Source organism: Amycolatopsis marina (assembly GCF_900111885.1).
Taxonomy (GTDB): Bacteria; Actinomycetota; Actinomycetes; order Mycobacteriales; family Pseudonocardiaceae; genus Amycolatopsis; species Amycolatopsis marina.
Map to the genome: position 1 here is coordinate 293943 of NZ_FOKG01000003.1, position 16447 is coordinate 310389.

At 67.9% G+C, this 16447-nt stretch carries 15 protein-coding genes; 4 read left to right on the plus strand and 11 right to left on the minus strand.

Annotated elements, in window-relative coordinates:
• Nucleotides 1-14: 14 nt before the first annotated feature.
• The 4 genes from BM199_RS33785 to BM199_RS07730 all read right to left on the minus strand — a co-directional run bounded on the left by BM199_RS33785 (nucleotide 15) and on the right by BM199_RS07730 (nucleotide 3516).
• A complete protein-coding gene (locus tag BM199_RS33785) occupies nucleotides 15-1550 on the minus strand; it encodes a hypothetical protein (RefSeq protein WP_177242512.1) in 1536 nt (511 codons plus the stop codon).
• Nucleotides 1551-1559: 9 nt separating this feature from the next.
• Nucleotides 1560-2138 (minus strand): DUF3558 family protein, encoded by a 579-nt coding sequence (locus BM199_RS07720; protein WP_342741696.1) that lies wholly within the window; start codon nucleotides 2136-2138, stop codon nucleotides 1560-1562.
• Nucleotides 2138-2608 (minus strand): hypothetical protein, encoded by a 471-nt coding sequence (locus BM199_RS07725; protein WP_245788214.1) that lies wholly within the window; start codon nucleotides 2606-2608, stop codon nucleotides 2138-2140. Before BM199_RS07725 ends, BM199_RS07720 begins: the two co-directional genes overlap by 1 nt.
• 125 nt (nucleotides 2609-2733) lie before the next feature.
• Nucleotides 2734-3516, minus strand: coding sequence for an ESX secretion-associated protein EspG (locus BM199_RS07730; protein ID WP_091671474.1), 783 nt, complete (start codon nucleotides 3514-3516; stop codon nucleotides 2734-2736).
• Nucleotides 3517-3675: 159 nt separating this feature from the next.
• Here BM199_RS07730 and BM199_RS07735 point away from each other — a divergent pair, with 159 nt between their 5' ends.
• Nucleotides 3676-3930 carry a hypothetical protein gene (locus BM199_RS07735; protein ID WP_091671476.1) on the plus strand — a complete coding sequence of 85 codons (255 nt, stop codon included), beginning with the start codon at nucleotides 3676-3678 and terminating at the stop codon, nucleotides 3928-3930.
• 76 nt (nucleotides 3931-4006) lie between these two features.
• Here BM199_RS07735 and BM199_RS07740 read toward each other — a convergent pair whose 3' ends face one another.
• Complete coding sequence (locus tag BM199_RS07740) at nucleotides 4007-5965, minus strand: glycosyltransferase (protein ID WP_091671477.1); 1959 nt, start codon at nucleotides 5963-5965, stop codon at nucleotides 4007-4009.
• Nucleotides 5966-6031: 66 nt separating this feature from the next.
• The gene (locus BM199_RS07745; RefSeq protein WP_091671647.1) at nucleotides 6032-6490 is read right to left on the minus strand and encodes a GtrA family protein; all 459 of its coding nucleotides are present in this window, start codon (nucleotides 6488-6490) and stop codon (nucleotides 6032-6034) included.
• 124 nt (nucleotides 6491-6614) lie between these two features.
• On the opposite strand from BM199_RS07745, the gene dprE1 reads away from it, so the two are divergent.
• The gene (gene dprE1, locus BM199_RS07750) at nucleotides 6615-7991 is read left to right on the plus strand and encodes a decaprenylphosphoryl-beta-D-ribose oxidase (protein ID WP_245788215.1); all 1377 of its coding nucleotides are present in this window, start codon (nucleotides 6615-6617) and stop codon (nucleotides 7989-7991) included.
• Between the two features lie 67 nt (nucleotides 7992-8058).
• Nucleotides 8059-8814, plus strand: coding sequence for a decaprenylphospho-beta-D-erythro-pentofuranosid-2-ulose 2-reductase (gene dprE2 / locus BM199_RS07755; RefSeq protein ID WP_091671481.1), 756 nt, complete (start codon nucleotides 8059-8061; stop codon nucleotides 8812-8814).
• Between the two features lie 152 nt (nucleotides 8815-8966).
• Here the strand turns inward: dprE2 and BM199_RS07760 are convergent, their stop codons facing one another.
• The 4 genes from BM199_RS07760 to glf all read right to left on the minus strand — a co-directional run bounded on the left by BM199_RS07760 (nucleotide 8967) and on the right by glf (nucleotide 13251).
• Nucleotides 8967-10502 (minus strand): hypothetical protein, encoded by a 1536-nt coding sequence (locus tag BM199_RS07760; RefSeq protein ID WP_177242513.1) that lies wholly within the window; start codon nucleotides 10500-10502, stop codon nucleotides 8967-8969.
• Between the two features lie 86 nt (nucleotides 10503-10588).
• Nucleotides 10589-11512 (minus strand): decaprenyl-phosphate phosphoribosyltransferase, encoded by a 924-nt coding sequence (locus BM199_RS07765; protein ID WP_091671483.1) that lies wholly within the window; start codon nucleotides 11510-11512, stop codon nucleotides 10589-10591.
• A gap of 3 nt (nucleotides 11513-11515) precedes the next feature.
• Nucleotides 11516-12028, minus strand: coding sequence for a phosphatase PAP2 family protein (locus tag BM199_RS07770; RefSeq protein ID WP_091671486.1), 513 nt, complete (start codon nucleotides 12026-12028; stop codon nucleotides 11516-11518).
• Nucleotides 12028-13251, minus strand: coding sequence for a UDP-galactopyranose mutase (gene glf, locus BM199_RS07775; protein WP_091671489.1), 1224 nt, complete (start codon nucleotides 13249-13251; stop codon nucleotides 12028-12030). The genes BM199_RS07770 and glf overlap by 1 nt, the downstream gene beginning before the upstream one ends.
• 86 nt (nucleotides 13252-13337) lie before the next feature.
• Between glf and BM199_RS07780 the strand changes: the two genes are divergently transcribed.
• Entirely contained in the window at nucleotides 13338-15341 is a 2004-nt protein-coding gene (locus BM199_RS07780; RefSeq protein ID WP_091671491.1) for a DUF6541 family protein, read from the plus strand.
• Between the two features lie 161 nt (nucleotides 15342-15502).
• Here BM199_RS07780 and BM199_RS07785 read toward each other — a convergent pair whose 3' ends face one another.
• Nucleotides 15503-16399: an LLM class flavin-dependent oxidoreductase gene (locus BM199_RS07785; RefSeq protein WP_091671495.1), complete on the minus strand. Its 897-nt coding sequence runs from the start codon at nucleotides 16397-16399 to the stop codon at nucleotides 15503-15505.
• Between the last annotated feature and the right edge of the window lie 48 nt (nucleotides 16400-16447).

A 16447-nucleotide genomic window follows, 5' to 3' on the forward strand; every position in this document is an offset into this window, starting at 1 on the left:
CCGCCCCGCAGACGCTATTCGCCGATAACCGGCGGCGCGGTGCGCTGGTCGGTGCCGAACACCTCGTCCGGGTCACCTTCGACCAGGTAGGTCGGACGCTGGTGGTCCTCGTCCTCGCCGCCCTTACCGCCCCGGCCGCCGCCCATGCCCGCGCCCATTCCACCGCCCATGGCACCACGGCCGCCGCCTGCGCCCATGGCTCCGGCGCCACCGCGGCCTGCCGCGGCCTCGGCCGCGCCGACACCGCCGGGCTTCGCCGCACCGGAGGCCGGACCACTACCGGCACCCGCACCCGCACCGGCTCCGCCACCACCAGGGCCGAACCCGCCGCCGCCACCGCGGCCAAGCTTGCTGTTGTAGTCCGAGCCGCCGCCCGCACCACCGCCGCCGCCCCCCATGGGGCCCATCGGCATGGGACCCATGCCACCGAACCCGGTGCTCCCGCCTCCGCCGCCTCCCCGGCGTGACCCACCGAAGTTCGGTGGCCGGTAACCGGAGGGGCGCGTGCTGCCGACCGGAACAGAGCCCGTGCCGATCCCCGGAGCCCGCGTGATCGGCGGCGTGTACCCGCCACCACCGCCACCACCCCCGGGAATGCCGCTGCCGCCACCACCGGGAATGTTGCCGCCTCCCCAGCCGCTACCGCCGCTACCGCCGCCGGACGGAATCGAGCCCTGGCCGACACCGCTCGGGCCGCCGACGAATCCGGAGGCGCCCGTGCTGTTGTCACCGGGCCTCGGCGGGGTCACGTCGTACTTTCCGGAGCCCGCGCCGAACTTGGGCGGTTCGGCGAACACCGGCTGCTTCGAGGCGGCTGTGTACAGGTCTGTGTCGTACTGGGCCATCACCGTGGCCGCCTGGGAGTGCGCCTCGTTGCTGGCCTTGTAGGTCTCCATCGACTTGTTGATGTTGCCGATGAGATCCAGCGGGTTGCTGCCCCACTTCTCCATCTCGGAGTCCCAGTTGAAGGGGATCTCCTCCGGCATCTGGTTCTTCGCCGTGCTCGCCGCCTCGGACTGCTGGTAGATCGTCTCCGAGGCCAGCTTCGCGTTGGTCGAGTTGCCGTCGGACCACTCCTGGAGGCTGGTGAAGTAGTTCCGCGCGTCCGACGCGGCCTCACCCTCCCACTCGTGCTCCGACTTGCTCACGGCCGACTTGAGCTCCGAGGCGAACTCCTTGAACGCCATGTGGAGCTGGTGGTAAGCCTCCGAGACTTCACCCACCTGGTCCGGGTCCAGGTTCTGCGTGATGTAGGTGGTCATCTGGGTGTGCTCGTGGCCCTGGTAGTTGGCGTCGGAGGGCCGCAAACCCTCAACAAACTGGATGTCGGCACCGGAGGACAGGTCGCGCACGCTGTCCTGACTGGCACGGTCCGCCTCACCTGCCGCGGCAGCCTGTGCCTGCATCCGCCGAAACCATCCGAACAGGCCGCCGTCGTCCACGCCAGCGGTCGCCCGGTCCTGGAAGTACTGCTCACGTTCGGCGGGCGAGAGTTCCGCGATCTGCCGGTCGGTCAACTCCGCAGGAGCCTGTGGGTTCTGCGCGTTCATCTCGTCCCCTTACCCCTCAGGAAGCTTTGGTTCGACGATCTTGGCCATCGCATCGGCGATCTGGCAGGCACGTTCCGCGGTGTTGGCCACGATCCCGACATCGACACGGGAGTTCTCCCCCACCGCGAGCGCGATCAGACATCCGCCGTTGCCGCTGGTCATGACCGCCTTGCGACCGCCTGGAACAGAGCCGGGTTGGACGCCGTCGCCGAGGTCGCGCACCTCGTCGACTCCCTGCGAATCGCGGATGAGAACGCCGACCGCGTCGGCATCGTCGCTGGCCTTCTCGACCACTCGCATGAAACGGCACCCGCGGGCACCGCTCCCATTGTCCGGAGTGCCCTCCTTGTAATCGCCGAACTCACCAAGGTCATCCGCACTCAGCAAGGAACAGGGATCGAGCGACGCTGTGGGGCGGCTCTCGGTCCCCCCGTCAGGCGCCGAGGAGGTGCCAGGCGGTTGTGACGAGGCTGTATTCGGCTGCGACTCGGCAGGCAACGCAGCTCCGCCTTCTTCATCGGAGCAGGCGGCAAGCGCGAACGCTGCGGCCACGGAAATCACGACTCGTGTCAGATTCAATTTCATCATCAGGTCGCATACGTCTTGGCAGTGGACTCGACCTGGTCCTCGTTCTCCTGGTAAATGCCTGCGGCACGCTCCAGAGCTTCCGCCGCCTGGTCGAGTACGGTGTTGAACTGGTCGAGCACCACCAGGGCCGAACCCGATTCTTCGGCGGCGCCCTTCTGGTCATGCGCCGCGACCGAGTAACCATATTCATGGCTGCCCAACCTGGGCGCCTGGGAAAGCTCCGTTGCCGCTTGATACCTGAGCTGTTGCAGCTGTTCCTTCATGTTCTTGATCGAGGTGAGCAGGGGCTCGACGCCCTTCTCGCTGATCCGGAAACCGCCGGATTTTGCCGCGCTGACCAGCTTCTGCGTCTCGACCTTGGTCGCCTCGACCGCTCTCGCACTGATCCCGCCGGAGGCAAGAAAGTTGGTGCTCATCATGGAATCGGCGCGCATCGCCGTCTGGCCAGGATCAGCCTCGAAGAACTCCATCGCCGCCCCACATCGTCGCCTGTGTCACTCCGCCGCGGATTCTACTCGGTGCTCCCCCGGCGTATGCCGGTTTCACCAGATCAGCCCGCACCGATGGGACGCGATGTGCACCTCGGTGGTTCCGCTCAGAGGTGACCCTCGAGCTGGGAGTACAGGTGCTGGGCGATACGGGCGTTGTCGGCGGGAGCGTAGGTGATCCACTCCTGGCCGTCGGTGGCATCGTTCATGGTGGTGAAGTACCGGCCGTCCTCGGTGTCGAACCAGGCCATCGGCCCCAGCCCGGCCTCCTTGCCGTCCTGGCCCTGGACGAACGCGGCGATCTGCCCGATCCGCAGCTTCGGCTTCTCGAAGATCCGCTCCACCGCCCGCAACTGCGTGCTCGACTGCGACCGCGGAGCCGCGACTCCCGCGAACGGGTCGTAGCCGCCGTCGTCCGCCGCATGCCGGGAGCGTTGTTTCCGCGGCGCGGGACGCGCGACCGTGACCGACTGGCCCGCCGCGGCCGGGGTGAGCGGGAGCAGATCGACGATCGCGGGCACCAGGCCGGTCGGCCTCGCCTCCTCGAAGACCATCAGGTTCTCGTCCTGCCGCGCCACCACGCCGAACTGGCGGTCCGTGGCCGCCCTGGCGAACAGCCGTTTGCCCTTGTCCATCTTCGCGACAGCGGTGATCGCCACTGGCGAGTTGACGAACGTTCGCAGCGCGAGTTCGACATCCGCGTCCACCCGGCCCGCCTGCATCAGACCCCGCGTCTCGAGGTCGCGGAACACTGCTTCGCGCACCTGCGCACGCTGCGTGTGAGTGGTCCCGATGTGCGGAATCTGGAACGGAAAGGGCGCACGGCCGAGTTTGCCGTGCTCCAGAAGCATGTCCACCGCCGCCAGTGACAGCGAGAACGAGTGCGTCATTACCTGCTCCCCCTGGGATCGTGAGCTCGCAGATGAACGGTAGCGGACCCCGGCACAGGTCCGCAGGCAGTTCCCCGGGACCCCCACGAGGGGCATGACCTGCTCAGCCGACAGCGAACCGCCTTGTCCGGCCCGCGCGCTGCTGCTGTGCTGAGGATCATGGCCGACGAGAAACGCCCTGAACGTCCCGCACTTGTCCTGCACCTGGCGGCGGGAGGCGACACCCTGACGTTCGCGCTACCGCCCGACGACTACCACGATTTGGAGCAGGACCTGCGCAATCTGCTGGTGAAAGGCGCGGTCCGGGCCGTGCGGACGAAGGACGGCGCGTCCGTGGCGATCAACTTCGCCAACGTGGCCGTCGCCTACATCGACGACCTGCAGCGCACCGGCAAGGTCTTCGGGCTCCACTGAGATGTCGCGGGGGCGACCTCGCAGGCCACACGGCGCAGGGGGCACTTTCCCGGGAAAGTGCCCCCTGCGCGGCGACTCAGAGTTCGTAGAGCCGGGTCCAGTTCTCCCGGCTGGTGAGCTCGGGCGTGGCGCGCCGGTACTGCTCCTGCACGGCGCGGCCTTCCTTACGCAACCGCTGCATCGTCCGGACGCCGTGCTTGGCCAGTTCGAACATGCGCTGCCGGTCGTACTTGCGCACCCGGACGCCCTCCTGCGAGGCGTCGGTGACCACCGCGGTCTCGAACAGCGACACGTGCCACCAGTGGGCCTCGTCGCTGGGGATCGCCCCGAGGGAGTGCCGGTGCTTGCCGAGCGCCCGGTCCAGGATGCGCTTGAGCAGCACCACCCGCTGCAGACTGGGCCGGGGCGCGGTGTTGATGATGCCGATGTCGTTGGAGGCGATCCCGGGTACGTCAGTGGCCGGGTACCGCTTCGTCTCCGGGTACCGGGACCGGATCTCGCGGATCTCCTTCATCGCCGCTACGCCACCGTCGCGCAGGATTTCCGGGCCCTCGAGGAAGTCCTCGACCGCCTTGATCAGGGTCGCGGTGAGTCCGTACTGCATGCCCAGCAGGTACCGCACGATCTGGGCGAAGAGCACCCGGGAGACCAGGTTCAGGTCGAAGGGGCTGTGCAGCGCCGCGGTGATGATCGAGTTACGCAGGTTGAAGTAGCGGTGCCACTCGTCCCAGTCCTTCCAGTGGAAGTCCGCGTGCCAGACACCGGCGCCGGGCAGGGTGACCGTCGGGATGCCGTGCGCACGGGCCCGGTAGCTGTACTCGGCGTCGTCCCACTGGAAGAAGAACGGCATCGGGTAGCCGATCTCCTTGACCACCTCGTACGGGATGAGGCAGGACCACCAGCCGTTGTATCCGGCGTCGAGCCTGCGCTCCTGACGGTTCGGCTTGCCGGTCTCCTCGTCCACCCCGAGCAGGTCGGCCGTGGTCAGGCTGTGCTCCACCGGCTGGCCGGGCTCCAGCGTGTTGAGCCGGGCGTACTCCGCACCGACGTGCAGCTGGTTCGGGTGCAGCAGGTTGAGCATCTGCCCGCCGACGATGATCGGGTCGACGGCGCGGTTGGAGAACGCCGTCAACCGGATGACCAGATCCGGCTCGAGCAGCACGTCGTCATCCATGAACAGCACGTTCGCGTGCTCGGTCTCGGTGTGCCCCGCGACCTCGTAGAGCCCGCGGGTGAAACCGCCGGCGCCACCGAGGTTCGGCTGCTTGATGTAGTGCAGCATGTCGCCGAGCTGGGCGGCGACCTCCGCGAAGCCGTCCCGCGAGTCCACCGTGTCGGTGCCCTGGTCCGCCACGTAGATGGCGTCCAGCGTCTCCAGCGAGGAGATGTCCCCGGCGAGTGCCTTGAGGTTGCTCAGGCAGTCGTCCGCCCGGTTCATCGTGCAGATCGTCACCGCGGTCGGGCGGATCCGCTGCGGCGGCTCGACCGTCCAGCGGACACTCTCGACGGTCAGGCGGTCGCCCTCCGTTTCCAGGTCCAGCCAGAGCGCGCCGCCGTCGTAGAACTTGTCGAGCTTGGCCTCGAGCGTCACGGTCGCCTGCTCGGCTCCCTCGACCGGGTTCACCGCGACCACCCGCGGGTCACCCTCGATGTCGGAGGCGCCGACACTGAGCCGCCCCGAGCCGCTGACCACGGCCTCCACCGTGACCGCGCCGGCGGTGGTCCACCGCTGCCAGTAGCTGGCCGGGAACCTGCCGAAGTAGGTGTTACCGGACACCTTCGCGGCCGGCTCCAGGGTCACACTCGCGCGCTTGCGGGTGGCCACGCCCCGGAGCACCTCGGCGTAGAGGTCCCTGCTGACCACATCGGACGGACCCGAGTACAGCCCCCGCTGCGCGATCAGCCTGCCCTGGGGCAACCGCTCGGCGAACGCCGTTTGGTCGGCGCCAGCAGGACTCACATCCCCGACAGAACCATTGGTAGCCGACTTCCGGGGGGTCGCCGAACCGGTGGCCGGTGCTGCTTTTCCGGGCATGAGACTCTGATCCTCCAAAGAGATACCTGCTCGCGGCTGCCAAGGTACACGCCGCGCAATTGGGAGTTATGAACGCGGCTCGCGGAAGACGACCCACTTCAACATGACGAAATTGATGGTGGTCGCGGTCGCCTGCGAGATGACCCAGGCCAGCGTGGTCTCCCAGGCCGAGGCGGGTATCAGCAACAGCATCCACCGGTTCATTCCGACCGCGACGAAGAACGTCACGGCGTACAGAAGTACGAAACCCCCAACTTGACCCGCACCTTTTCGCTGACCACCTGCGAAGGTGAACTTGCGGTTAAGGAAAAAGGCGGTCGTCGTCCCCACGACGAAACTGATCGCCCTGGCCAAATCGACCCACGGCGCGTCGATCATCCCGAGCGCGAGCAGGCCACGGTAGGTACCGAAGTCCAGCAGTGCGCAGAAGCCGCCGATGAGCCCGAATCTGAGGAGCTGGCCGACCAGTCCCGGAGACGCCGGACGTCCCACTGTCACATCTGCCTGCGGATCGGTCGTCACCACTGTCAGCCTCATCGATCGGGTTCGTTGAGTACGGCCCATGCCGAACCGATGGTCATGGACAAAGACAGAGTGTAGAAGTGGTCACCATCAGGTCACGTTCCGGGAGGCAGCTACCCTGGTTCGGGTGAGCGCAGCGACTCCCCTTCCGAGCGAACGCCGGGCACTGACCGGGTGGGCACGCACCGCGCCGACCGTGGCCGACGTGCTGAGCACACCGGACATCGAGCTGATCGCGAAGGCGGTGACCCAGGCAGGCGAACGCGGCGTGATCGCACGCGGACTCGGCAGATCCTATGGCGACCCGGCCCAGAACGCGGGCGGCCTCGTGATCGACATGACGGCGCTGAACCGCATCCACTCGATCGACCCGGACAGCGCTCTCGTCGACCTCGACGCCGGAGTCAGCCTGGACGAGCTGATGCGGGCAGCGCTCCCGCACGGACTGTGGGTCCCGGTCCTGCCGGGCACCCGGCAGGTCACGATCGGCGGCGCGATCAGCAATGACATCCATGGCAAGAACCACCATTCCGCAGGCAGCTTCGGCAATCACGTCGTGTCGATGGAACTGCTCACGGCCGACGGCTCCGTGCGCACCCTGACCCCCGAAGGCCCCGACGCGGACCTCTTCTGGGCCACGGTCGCCGGTTGCGGGCTGACCGGGATCATCCTGCGGGCGACCGTCAGGATGACGCGAACGGAAACGGCCTACTTCCTCGCCGACGCCGACCGCACAGCGAACCTCGACGAGACGATCGAGCTGCTCAGCGACGGCTCGGACGAGGCGTACACATACTCCTCGGCGTGGTTCGACTCGATTTCCACCGGCCCGAAGCTGGGACGTGCCGCCTTCGGCCGCGGTTCGCTGGCGAAACTCGAGGACCTGCCGCCGAAACTGCGGGCCGACCCGCTCAAGTTCGACGCCCCCCAACTGGCCACCCTGCCGGACGTCTTCCCGAACGGCCTGGCGAACAAGCTGACGTTCGGCGCCATCGGCGAGCTGTACTACCGCAAGACGCCGAAGCGGGCTCGCGGGCTGATCCAGAACCTCACGGCGTTCTATCACCCACTGGACATGTTCGGCGAGTGGAACCGCGCGTACGGGTCGAAGGGCTTCCTGCAGTACCAGTTCAGCATCCCGCCGAACGCCTACGAGGAGCTGCGCCGAATCGTGCGGAAGGTCGCTGAGTCGGGCCACGTGTCGTTCCTCAACGTGATCAAGCGGATGGGCGAGGGCAACCGGGCGCCGCTGTCCTTCCCGCATCCCGGCCTGATGATCTGCCTGGACTTCCCGATCAAGGACGGCCTCGGCGAATTCTGCAACAAGCTGGACGAGGACGTGCTGTCGGTGGGTGGGCGGCTCTACACGGCCAAGGACTCCCGGACGAGCGCGGCCACCTTCCACCGGATGTATCCGCGGCTGGACGAGTGGCGCAAGATCCGCCACGCCGTCGACCCGGGGGGTGTGTTCGCTTCGGACATGTCGAGAAGGTTGGAGCTGTGAGCGCTTCACGCGCATCCGGCGCAACCGGCCCACACCTGTGCACCACCCGATCTTGAGGACAGACACTGTGATCGACGCCGTAGGAAATCCCCAGTCGCTGCTGCTGCTCGGCGGCACCTCCGACATCGCGCTCGCGATCGCGGAGAAGTACCTCGCCGAGGGCCCGCTCCGGATCGTGCTGGCGGCCCGGCCCTCCGCCCGGTTGGATGCGGCGGCCGACCGGCTGCGCGCCGCGGGCGCCTCCGTGTCCACGGTGGAATTCGACGCCAAGGACACGGCCTCGCACCCCGCGGTGATCGAGAAAGCCTTCGCGGACGGCGACGTCGACGTCTCGGTCGTCGCGTTCGGACTCCTCGGTGATGCCGAGGAGGTCTGGCAGGACCACGGCAAGGCAGTGGAACTCGCCACGGTGAACTACACGGCCGCGGTGTCGGTCGGCGTCGCGCTCGCCGACCGGCTCAAGCGACAGGGCCACGGGCGTGTGGTGGCACTTTCCTCCGTGGCCGGTGAACGGGTGCGCCGGTCCAACTTCCTTTACGGCTCCACCAAGGCCGGGTTCGACGGCTTCTTCCTCGGCCTCGGCGAGGCGTTGCGTCCGCACGGCGTGCGGGTCACCGTCGTCCGGCCGGGCCAGGTGAAGACGAAGATGACCGAGGGCATGGGCAAGGCGCCACTGGAGCAGACCGCCGAGCAGGTGGCCGAGATCGCCGTGGACGCGACCCGGAAGGGCAAGGAACTCGTCTGGGCACCGGCGCCGTTCCGGCTCGTCATGTCGGCACTGCGCCATGTGCCCCGGCCGATCTTCCGGAAGCTGCCCATCTGACCGGAGCCTGGCGCGCACTTTCCCGCGAAAGTGCGCGCACGTGCACTCGCAGTAATCGCACTTTCCCGGGAAAGTGCGGCTTTACGCAGCGTCCGCCCAGGTGCGCCTCGCACTTTCCCGGGAAAGTGCGAGTAGATGGTGCTGAGCCGAGGTCACCACATGGGTTTGGGCGGCCTCGCGTCGGCGGCACCGACCAGGTACAGCTGCTGCGTTCCCGCCCACGGTGAGTGGATCGTCCAGGTTGCGAGAGCCTTCGCGGGCGGGACACCCGCCGTCACCTCGAGCACCAGCTCCGGGGCCATCGGTCGCTGACTCCGGTCGAAGAACCGGAAGTTCACCTCTGTCAACGCCCTGCCCACAGTGCCACTACGTCGCTCACTCTCCTCGATCGCGGGAGCGACAGCGCCCCTGTCGGAGAAGAGATCGACGATCGCACAGTCACAGGAATACGCCAGCGCACCGATCTCACCCGCACTGTGCACGGTCCTGCCCTGGGCGATCGTGGCGATGTCCTGGCCGATGTCGCGATAGCGCTCGGAAGTCGCGTGATTGCTGGTGATCGGAGAGAAGTCCCTCGGCAACCCCGGCGAGGCATAAGCGAGCGCGCTGACGGTGGCGAGTGCCAGCCCGGCAGCAAGACCGGCACGTGCACGCAGGCGTGCGCCCCACGCGAGCAGGAACACGGTGGCGGCGATGATGCTCGGACCGTAGTACCAGTGATAGGGCGGCACATCCAGCCACACGTAGGCGAGGAAGTGCAGTGCCCCGCCCACCGCCAGTGCGGCGAACGGCACCAGCCTGCGGTCGGCCACCGAGCCGCGCAGCAGGCGCACCAGCCAGACCGGCCCCGCCACCGTGACGAGCGCCAACGGCAGGAACGACAGCACGGTCTCCAGCGGGAAGTGCTCCCAGTACAGCCCGGCGCCGTTGGTGAAGCTCCACGCGCCCCAGGACCGCTGCAGCGTCTTGATCACCAGCGTGTCCGGCACCGCCGAACCGAGCGCCAGCCAACTGAACAGGAACCAGGGCAGGGCGACGCCGACGAACCCGGCCAGCGTCCGCGCCAGACCGGCGAACGCGTCCCTTCTGGCCAGCACCACCACGGCGACCAGCACCAGCAGGTCCAGCCGGATCAGCGCGACCAGTCCGGCGACCACGCCCACCGCGAGCGGCCGGCGTTCCGCGGCGAACACCATCAGCCATACCAGCGCCGCGGCTCCCAGGCCGATCTCGAGCCCCACCGACGAGATGAGCAGCGGGTTCAGCGTGAGTACGGCCATGGTCACCGGCGCGAACCACGACGGCAGGCCCTGCCGGTCGCCGATCCGTCGCAACCCGAGCACCAGCAGCACCTGGGTGAGCACGAACAGCAGGCCGACGGCGACCTCCGCGTCGCGCAGCACCACGGTGAGCGCGGCCAGCGCGAGGACGTTCAGTGGCGATGTCGCCGTGTTCGAGGTGCCCTCGGTGATCAGTCCCCAGTGCCCGTGCAGCGCGAGGTTCTTGGCGTACGACAGCGTGATGTAGGTGTCGTCGATCAGGTGCGGCTGGAGCACGACGAACACCAGCGCCGACACGAGGCCCACAACCGCGGCGAGCCGACGGTCGCTCACCCCGCGGACCTGGCTGCTCGCCGGGCCCGCGGCCTCGGCACCGCGGTTCGGCGCGGTATGCGGGGTCCAGGACATCGAGGGACACTGTACGTCGCGTCCGTGATATTCCTGTTACCAGGGGGAGACCTGTCCGAGTCCGGGTTCGGCCTCCCCCGGCATCGCTACAGGTAGAACGAGATGAAGAGCGTGACCACCCAGGACGCACCGAGGATCTGCAGCACCCGGTCCCGCAGGGCGATCTCCTCCGGCTCGCCCGCGTTGCCGCCGTCGACGTCCACGGCGTAGCGCAGCACCGCGACCACGAACGGCACCATCGACACGACCGCCCACACCGAATCGGCGGCGCGCTGCTGCAACTCGAAGGCCCACAGGCAGTACGACATGATCAGGATCGCCGCGGACGTCGCCCAGACGAACCGCAGGTAGCTGCCCGAGTACTTCTTCAGCGAGGACCGGATCTTGGCCCCTGTGCGCTCGAACAGCATGATCTCCGCATAGCGCTTGCCCGCCACCATGAAGAGCGAGCCGAACGCGGTGACCAGCAGGAACCACTGCGACAACGCGATCTCGGCGGCGACACCGCCCGCGATCGAACGCATCAGGAAGCCGGAGCCGACGATCGCGAGGTCGATCACCGGTTGGTGCTTCAGCCCGAAGCAGTAGCCGAGCTGCACGGCCTCGTACACGCCGAGCACGATCAGCAGCTTGGGATTGGCGAGCAGACCGACGCCCATCCCGCCGAGGAAGAACACCGCTGCCGCGACGTACGCCACCGGGACCGGCACCAGACCGGCCGCGATCGGCCGGTTGCGCTTGGTGGGGTGTGCCCGGTCGGCCTCGACGTCGATCGCATCGTTGATCAGGTAGACCGAGGACGCGACCAGCGAGAACGCGACGAACGCGATCACGGCGTCGAGCAGCACACTGCCTTCGCCGATCAGGCCCGCGGTGAAGGGAGCGGCGAAGACCAGCACGTTCTTGACCCACTGACGGGGTCTCGCCGTCCGCAGCACGCCCAGTGCGACCCCCATGGGGCCGCCTCGCCGGGGTTCGGTGACGTCGATGTGCTCGGTCGTCTCACTCATAAGCTACTTCTTCAGCCTTTTCCGGACGGCGGCCCCGATTCCGGCGCCGAGAGCGGCACCGGCCAGTACATCGGTCGGGTAGTGCACACCAAGCACCAGGCGCGAGGCCAGCATCGGCGGCACGAGGGCAGGCACGAGGTTACGCCCGGTCAGCCCGGAGTACACCACCGCGGCGGCGGTGGTGGAGGTGGCGTGCGAGGACGGAAAGCTCAGCCTGCTCGGGGTGTCCACCAGCACCTCGACGGACGGGTGCTCCGGGCGGCGCCTGCGCACCACCCGTTTCACCGCGATGGACGCGGCATGTGCGCCCACGACACTCACCGCCCCGGTCAGCCAGTCCCTCCGGCGCGGCCGGTCCACCGCCGCGCCGAGCAGACCCAGTGCGAACCAGCCGGCACTGTGCTCGCCGAAGTGGGAGAGACCCCGTGCGGCCCGCACGGTCGCGGGCCGGGCGATCGCGCGCTGGACCGCGGCGAGTACCGCGACCTCGGGTGACGGCTTGCTCGGCTTCAGCATCAGGCGTCCAGACTTCCGTCCAGGGGCGCTCCGTCGCTGAGGTGCGGCGCGATCTTGTTGTCGAAAGCGGTCAGCGCGGAGCCGATGGCCATGTGCATGTCCAGGTACTTGTAGGTACCCAGCCTGCCACCGAAGAGGACGTTGCGCTCCTTGGCCTCGGTGTTCGCCAGCTCCCGGTAGCGCTCCAGCTTCTCCCGGTCGTCCGGCGTGTTGATCGGGTAGTACGGCTCGTCGTCTTCCTTGGCGAACCGCGAGTACTCCCGCACCACGACCGTCTTGTCCGCCGGGTAGTCCCGCTCGGGGTGGAAGTGGCGGAACTCGTGGATCCGGGTGTACGGAACTTCCTGGTCGTTGTAGTTCATCACCGAGGTGCCCTGGAAGTCACCGGTCGGCACGACCTCCTGCTCGAAGTCCAGCGTGCGCCAGCCGAGGCGGCCTTCGCGGTAGTCGAAGTACCGGTCGAGCGGTCCGGTGTAGACCGTCGGGGTGCCCGCGGGGATCTGCGCGCGCACGTCGAAGTAGTCGACGTTGAGGCGCACGTCGATGTTCTCGTGGTCCGCCATCCGCTCCAGCCACGCCGTGTAGCCGTCGACCGGGAGGCCTTCGTAGGTGTCGTTGAAGTACCGGTTGTTGAAGTTGTAGCGCACCGGCAGCCTGGTGATGATCGACGCCGAGAGTTCCTTCGGGTCGGTCTGCCACTGCTTGGCGGTGTAGCCGCGGACGAACGCCTCGTAGAGCGGGCGGCCGATCAGCGAGATCGCCTTTTCCTCCAGGTTCTGCGCGTCCTTTGTGTCGATCTCGCTGGACTGTTCGGCGATCAGCGCGCGCGCCTCGTCCGGAGTGTGCGACTTTCCGAAGAACTGGTTGATCAGCGCCAGGTTCATCGGGAACGTGTAGACCTGTCCCTGGTACTTGGCGAACACCCGGTGCTGGTAGTCCGTGAACTCGGTGAACTGGGTGACGTAGTCCCAGACCCGCTTGTTAGAGGTGTGGAACAGGTGCGCGCCGTAGCGGTGCACCTCGATGCCGGTTTCCGGCTCCGCCTCCGAGTACGCGTTGCCACCGAGGTGGCCGCGTCGTTCGAGGACCAGCACTCGCTTACCCAACTGAGTGGCGGCCCGTTCGGCCACGGTCAAACCGTAGAAACCCGAACCGACTACGATCAGGTCGTAACCGGCAAAATTGCCTTCAGTAACCTCTGTGGGGTTCGTGTGCGCGCTCACGGGCGCACAGGCTACCGGCGCGCGAGGACGACCACCGCACCGACCTTCAACTCCGAGGTACCTACGAGCAGGAAAAGCAGAGATTAGTGGCGACACCGGACATGTTCTGGACCTACGCCGGCACGATCGGTACCTACCTGATCGTGCTGGTGGTTCCGGGCATCCTCATCGGTGCCGCCGCGGGGCTGCGCGGGTGGGCGCTGGCCGGGCTGGCCCCGTCGCTGACGTACATGGCAATCGGCGTGACCGGTCCCTGGCTGGCGACTGCCGGACTGCCGTTCACAGTGGCCACGGCCGCATCCAGCGTGCTGCTGCTGACCGGGCTCGCTGCGGGCGCACGGCTGCTGACGCTGCGACGCCGCAGGCGGCGGGAGCCGGTAGCGGCCGGCACTGATCCCGCGGCTCCCGGCGACCCCGCGGAGCCGCCCACGTATTGGAGCGGCCGCGCACACACCGCGGTGGCCGCCTGCGTGCTGGCCGCGACCGCGGTCTCCATCGTCGCTGTGTTGTCCGCCGCGGGCGGCACCACGGCGGTGTTCCAGCGCTGGGACACCGTCTTCCACGCGAACGGCGTCCGCTACATCGCCGAGACGGGCGACGGCGGCCTGTACGGCATGGCAACGGTCAACTTCTACCCGGACGGGGCGTTCTACCCGAACGCATATCACCTGGTCGGTTCGCTGGTCTACACGCTGACCGGCGCAAGCATCCCGACGGTGCTCAACTCGATCACTGTGCCGATCGCGGGCATCTTCGCCCTGTCCCTGGTCGCGGTGGTCCGCCAGTTCGGCGGACGGGCCGTGTTCGCGGGCAGCGCCGCGATCGTGGCGGGCTCGGCGACCACCGGGGCGTACGAGTCGGTGTCCAGCGGCCTGCTGCCGTTCGCCCTCGGACTCGTGCTCACGCCGGTGGGCGTCGTGGCGGCGCAACGGTTCCTCAAACGCCCCGACCTGGACACCGGAATGGTGCTCGGGCTCACCGCCGCGGGACTGCTCGCGGCACACTCCAGCGCACTGTTCGGCGCGATCCTTTTCACCGCTCCGATGCTGGTCCAGCGCTGGCTGCGCCGCGAGGGCAAGGTCGGCCGGGATCTGCTGTACCTGGCCGCCGCGGGAGTGGTCGGGTTCATCGTCAGCGCCCCGCACGTCATCGGTGCGATGGCCTTCAAGTCCAGTGGGGGCAGCTCGGTACAGCCATGGGTCACCGTGATACCCGTCGGCGAGGCACTGAAGCAGGTCGCCACCTTCCAGCAGATCCTGGACGAACCACAGATGTGGCTGACGGTGTTGCTGGTCACGGGCATTCTCGGCATTCGCACGCTCGGCTCGATGCGCTGGATCGCCGCCGCGGGAGTGGGCTTCTCCGCACTGTTCGTCCTGGTGGCGAGCTACAGCTCGTTGCCGTGGGTGATCACCATCTCCCAGCCGTGGTGGAGTGATCGGTACCGGTTGATGGCGCTCGCCGCGATTCCGCTGTGCCTGTTGGCCGGACATGGCCTCGCCGAGCTGCAGCGATGGCTGGCAAAGGCCTTCTCCGGACTTGCCTGGGTGCAGGTACGCCCCCGGGTTCCCGGGCGGATCGGGCTGGCGAGCGCGGTCGTGATCGTCTGTTCGCTGGCCACCGTGACCGGCGGGTTCTACACGAACGCGAATGCCACAGCGGTCGCCTACGCCTATCACAACGGTCCGGAAACCGAGGAGACCGAGCCGCCGGTCTCGGCGTTCGAGGTGGCGGCGATGCTGGAGATGGGCCGGCTGGCCGATCCTGGTGAGCGGGTGCTCAACGACCGCAAGGACGGCACGGTGTGGCTGTACGCCATCTCCGGCGTACAGGCGGTCGCGGGCCACTACAACCCGGGATCAGCGCCGCCGGACGCCAGGTTGCTGGCGAACCACTTCCGGGAGTACGCATCGAACCCCGAGGTCAGGGCGGCCGTCGAACGGCTCGGCGTGCGGCACGTGCTGCTGGGTTCCGGGTCGATCACGCCGGACATCCCCAGGGCGCCGGGACTGCGAGACCTCGATGGCCTGCCGTTCCTCGAGCGTGTCTTCAGCAACCCCGACGCCGTGATCTACGCGCTCACGAAGTGACTGACACGCTCGCTCAATGAATTGCGGCCCCCGTGTGGCCGGCCTGCCCCTGTCGGCCACACGGGGACCATCGGTCCCCCAGCACCCCCCGGGGGTGCCTTACCGCCCCATGAATGCATGGACGCGCCGGTCGGCTATTTGGTTTCCGATCTGACCAGTTATCACTCTTTCGGGCGACCCTGAAGGTCGGGCAGCACGGTGTCCACGACGTTCTCCAGCACCGACTCATGCCCCTCGTAGGGACCACTGCTGCGCGGCCAGTGGACGACGACGTCAGTGAAGCCCAGCTCCTCTGCCAAGCCGGCGGCGTCGGTGAAGGCCTGCACGCTGGAGAGGGAGTAGACCGGAGCGGCGTCGAGACTCAGGTAGCGGTGCACCGGGACGTTCGCCTCGGCTCTGCCCGTCTCCTCCAGCGCCCGGTCGAAGGCCGCCGACTTCTCTGCGACGCTCTTCCACCACTCCTGCTGGGTGTCGGCCGGCCTGCCGGTGGTGACCCAGCCCGCGCCGAAACGGGCGGCGAGGCGCATGGTGCGCGGGGCGTTCGCCGCGACTAGGAACGGGATTCGCGGCCGCTGCACGGGGCCGGGCAGGTTCCGTGCCCCGACCGCCGTGAAGTAGGTGCCGGTGTAGTCGAACTTGTCGGTGGTGAGCAGCCCGTCCAAGGACTCGACGAACTCGGTGAACCGGTCGGCGCGCTGCCGGGTGGTCAGCTCGGGATAGCCGAGCACCTGCGCGTCGAAGGCGGCGGTCCCGGCGCCGATGCCCAGGGTGATCCGGCCGTCGGAGATGTCGTCCAGCGTGTTGAGCTCGCGCATGAACGGAACCGGATGCCGGAAGTTCGGTGAGGCCACGAACGTACCGAGCCGAATGCGCGAGGTCACTCCCGCGGCGGCGGTCAGCGTCGGTACGGCGTCGAACCAGGGGCCGTCGACCAGCGATCTCCAGCCCAGGTGGTCGTAGGTCCAGGCGTGGTCGAAGCCATACTCGTCCGCGGCTCGCCACTTGGGTTCTGCTGCCCACCAGCGGTCTTCGGGGAGGATCACGATGCCAACACGCACCCGGTCAACGTAGTGGTTCCCCCCGACAGCTCGCTCGGTGGTCGAACC

Excerpts from the sequence above, each read along its gene's own strand:
- BM199_RS33785 (WP_177242512.1), bottom strand. The coding sequence starts at position 1,550 with ATGAACGCGCAGAACCCACAGGCTCCTGCGGAGTTGACCGACCGGCAG.
- BM199_RS07720 (WP_342741696.1), bottom strand. The coding sequence starts at position 2,138 with ATGATGAAATTGAATCTGACACGAGTCGTGATTTCCGTGGCCGCAGCG.
- BM199_RS07725 (WP_245788214.1), bottom strand. The coding sequence starts at position 2,608 with ATGGAGTTCTTCGAGGCTGATCCTGGCCAGACGGCGATGCGCGCCGAT.
- BM199_RS07730 (WP_091671474.1), bottom strand. The coding sequence starts at position 3,516 with ATGACGCACTCGTTCTCGCTGTCACTGGCGGCGGTGGACATGCTTCTG.
- BM199_RS07735 (WP_091671476.1), top strand. The coding sequence starts at position 3,676 with ATGGCCGACGAGAAACGCCCTGAACGTCCCGCACTTGTCCTGCACCTG.
- BM199_RS07740 (WP_091671477.1), bottom strand. The coding sequence starts at position 5,965 with ATGCCCGGAAAAGCAGCACCGGCCACCGGTTCGGCGACCCCCCGGAAG.
- BM199_RS07760 (WP_177242513.1), bottom strand. The coding sequence starts at position 10,502 with ATGTCCTGGACCCCGCATACCGCGCCGAACCGCGGTGCCGAGGCCGCG.
- BM199_RS07765 (WP_091671483.1), bottom strand. The coding sequence starts at position 11,512 with ATGAGTGAGACGACCGAGCACATCGACGTCACCGAACCCCGGCGAGGC.
- BM199_RS07770 (WP_091671486.1), bottom strand. The coding sequence starts at position 12,028 with ATGCTGAAGCCGAGCAAGCCGTCACCCGAGGTCGCGGTACTCGCCGCG.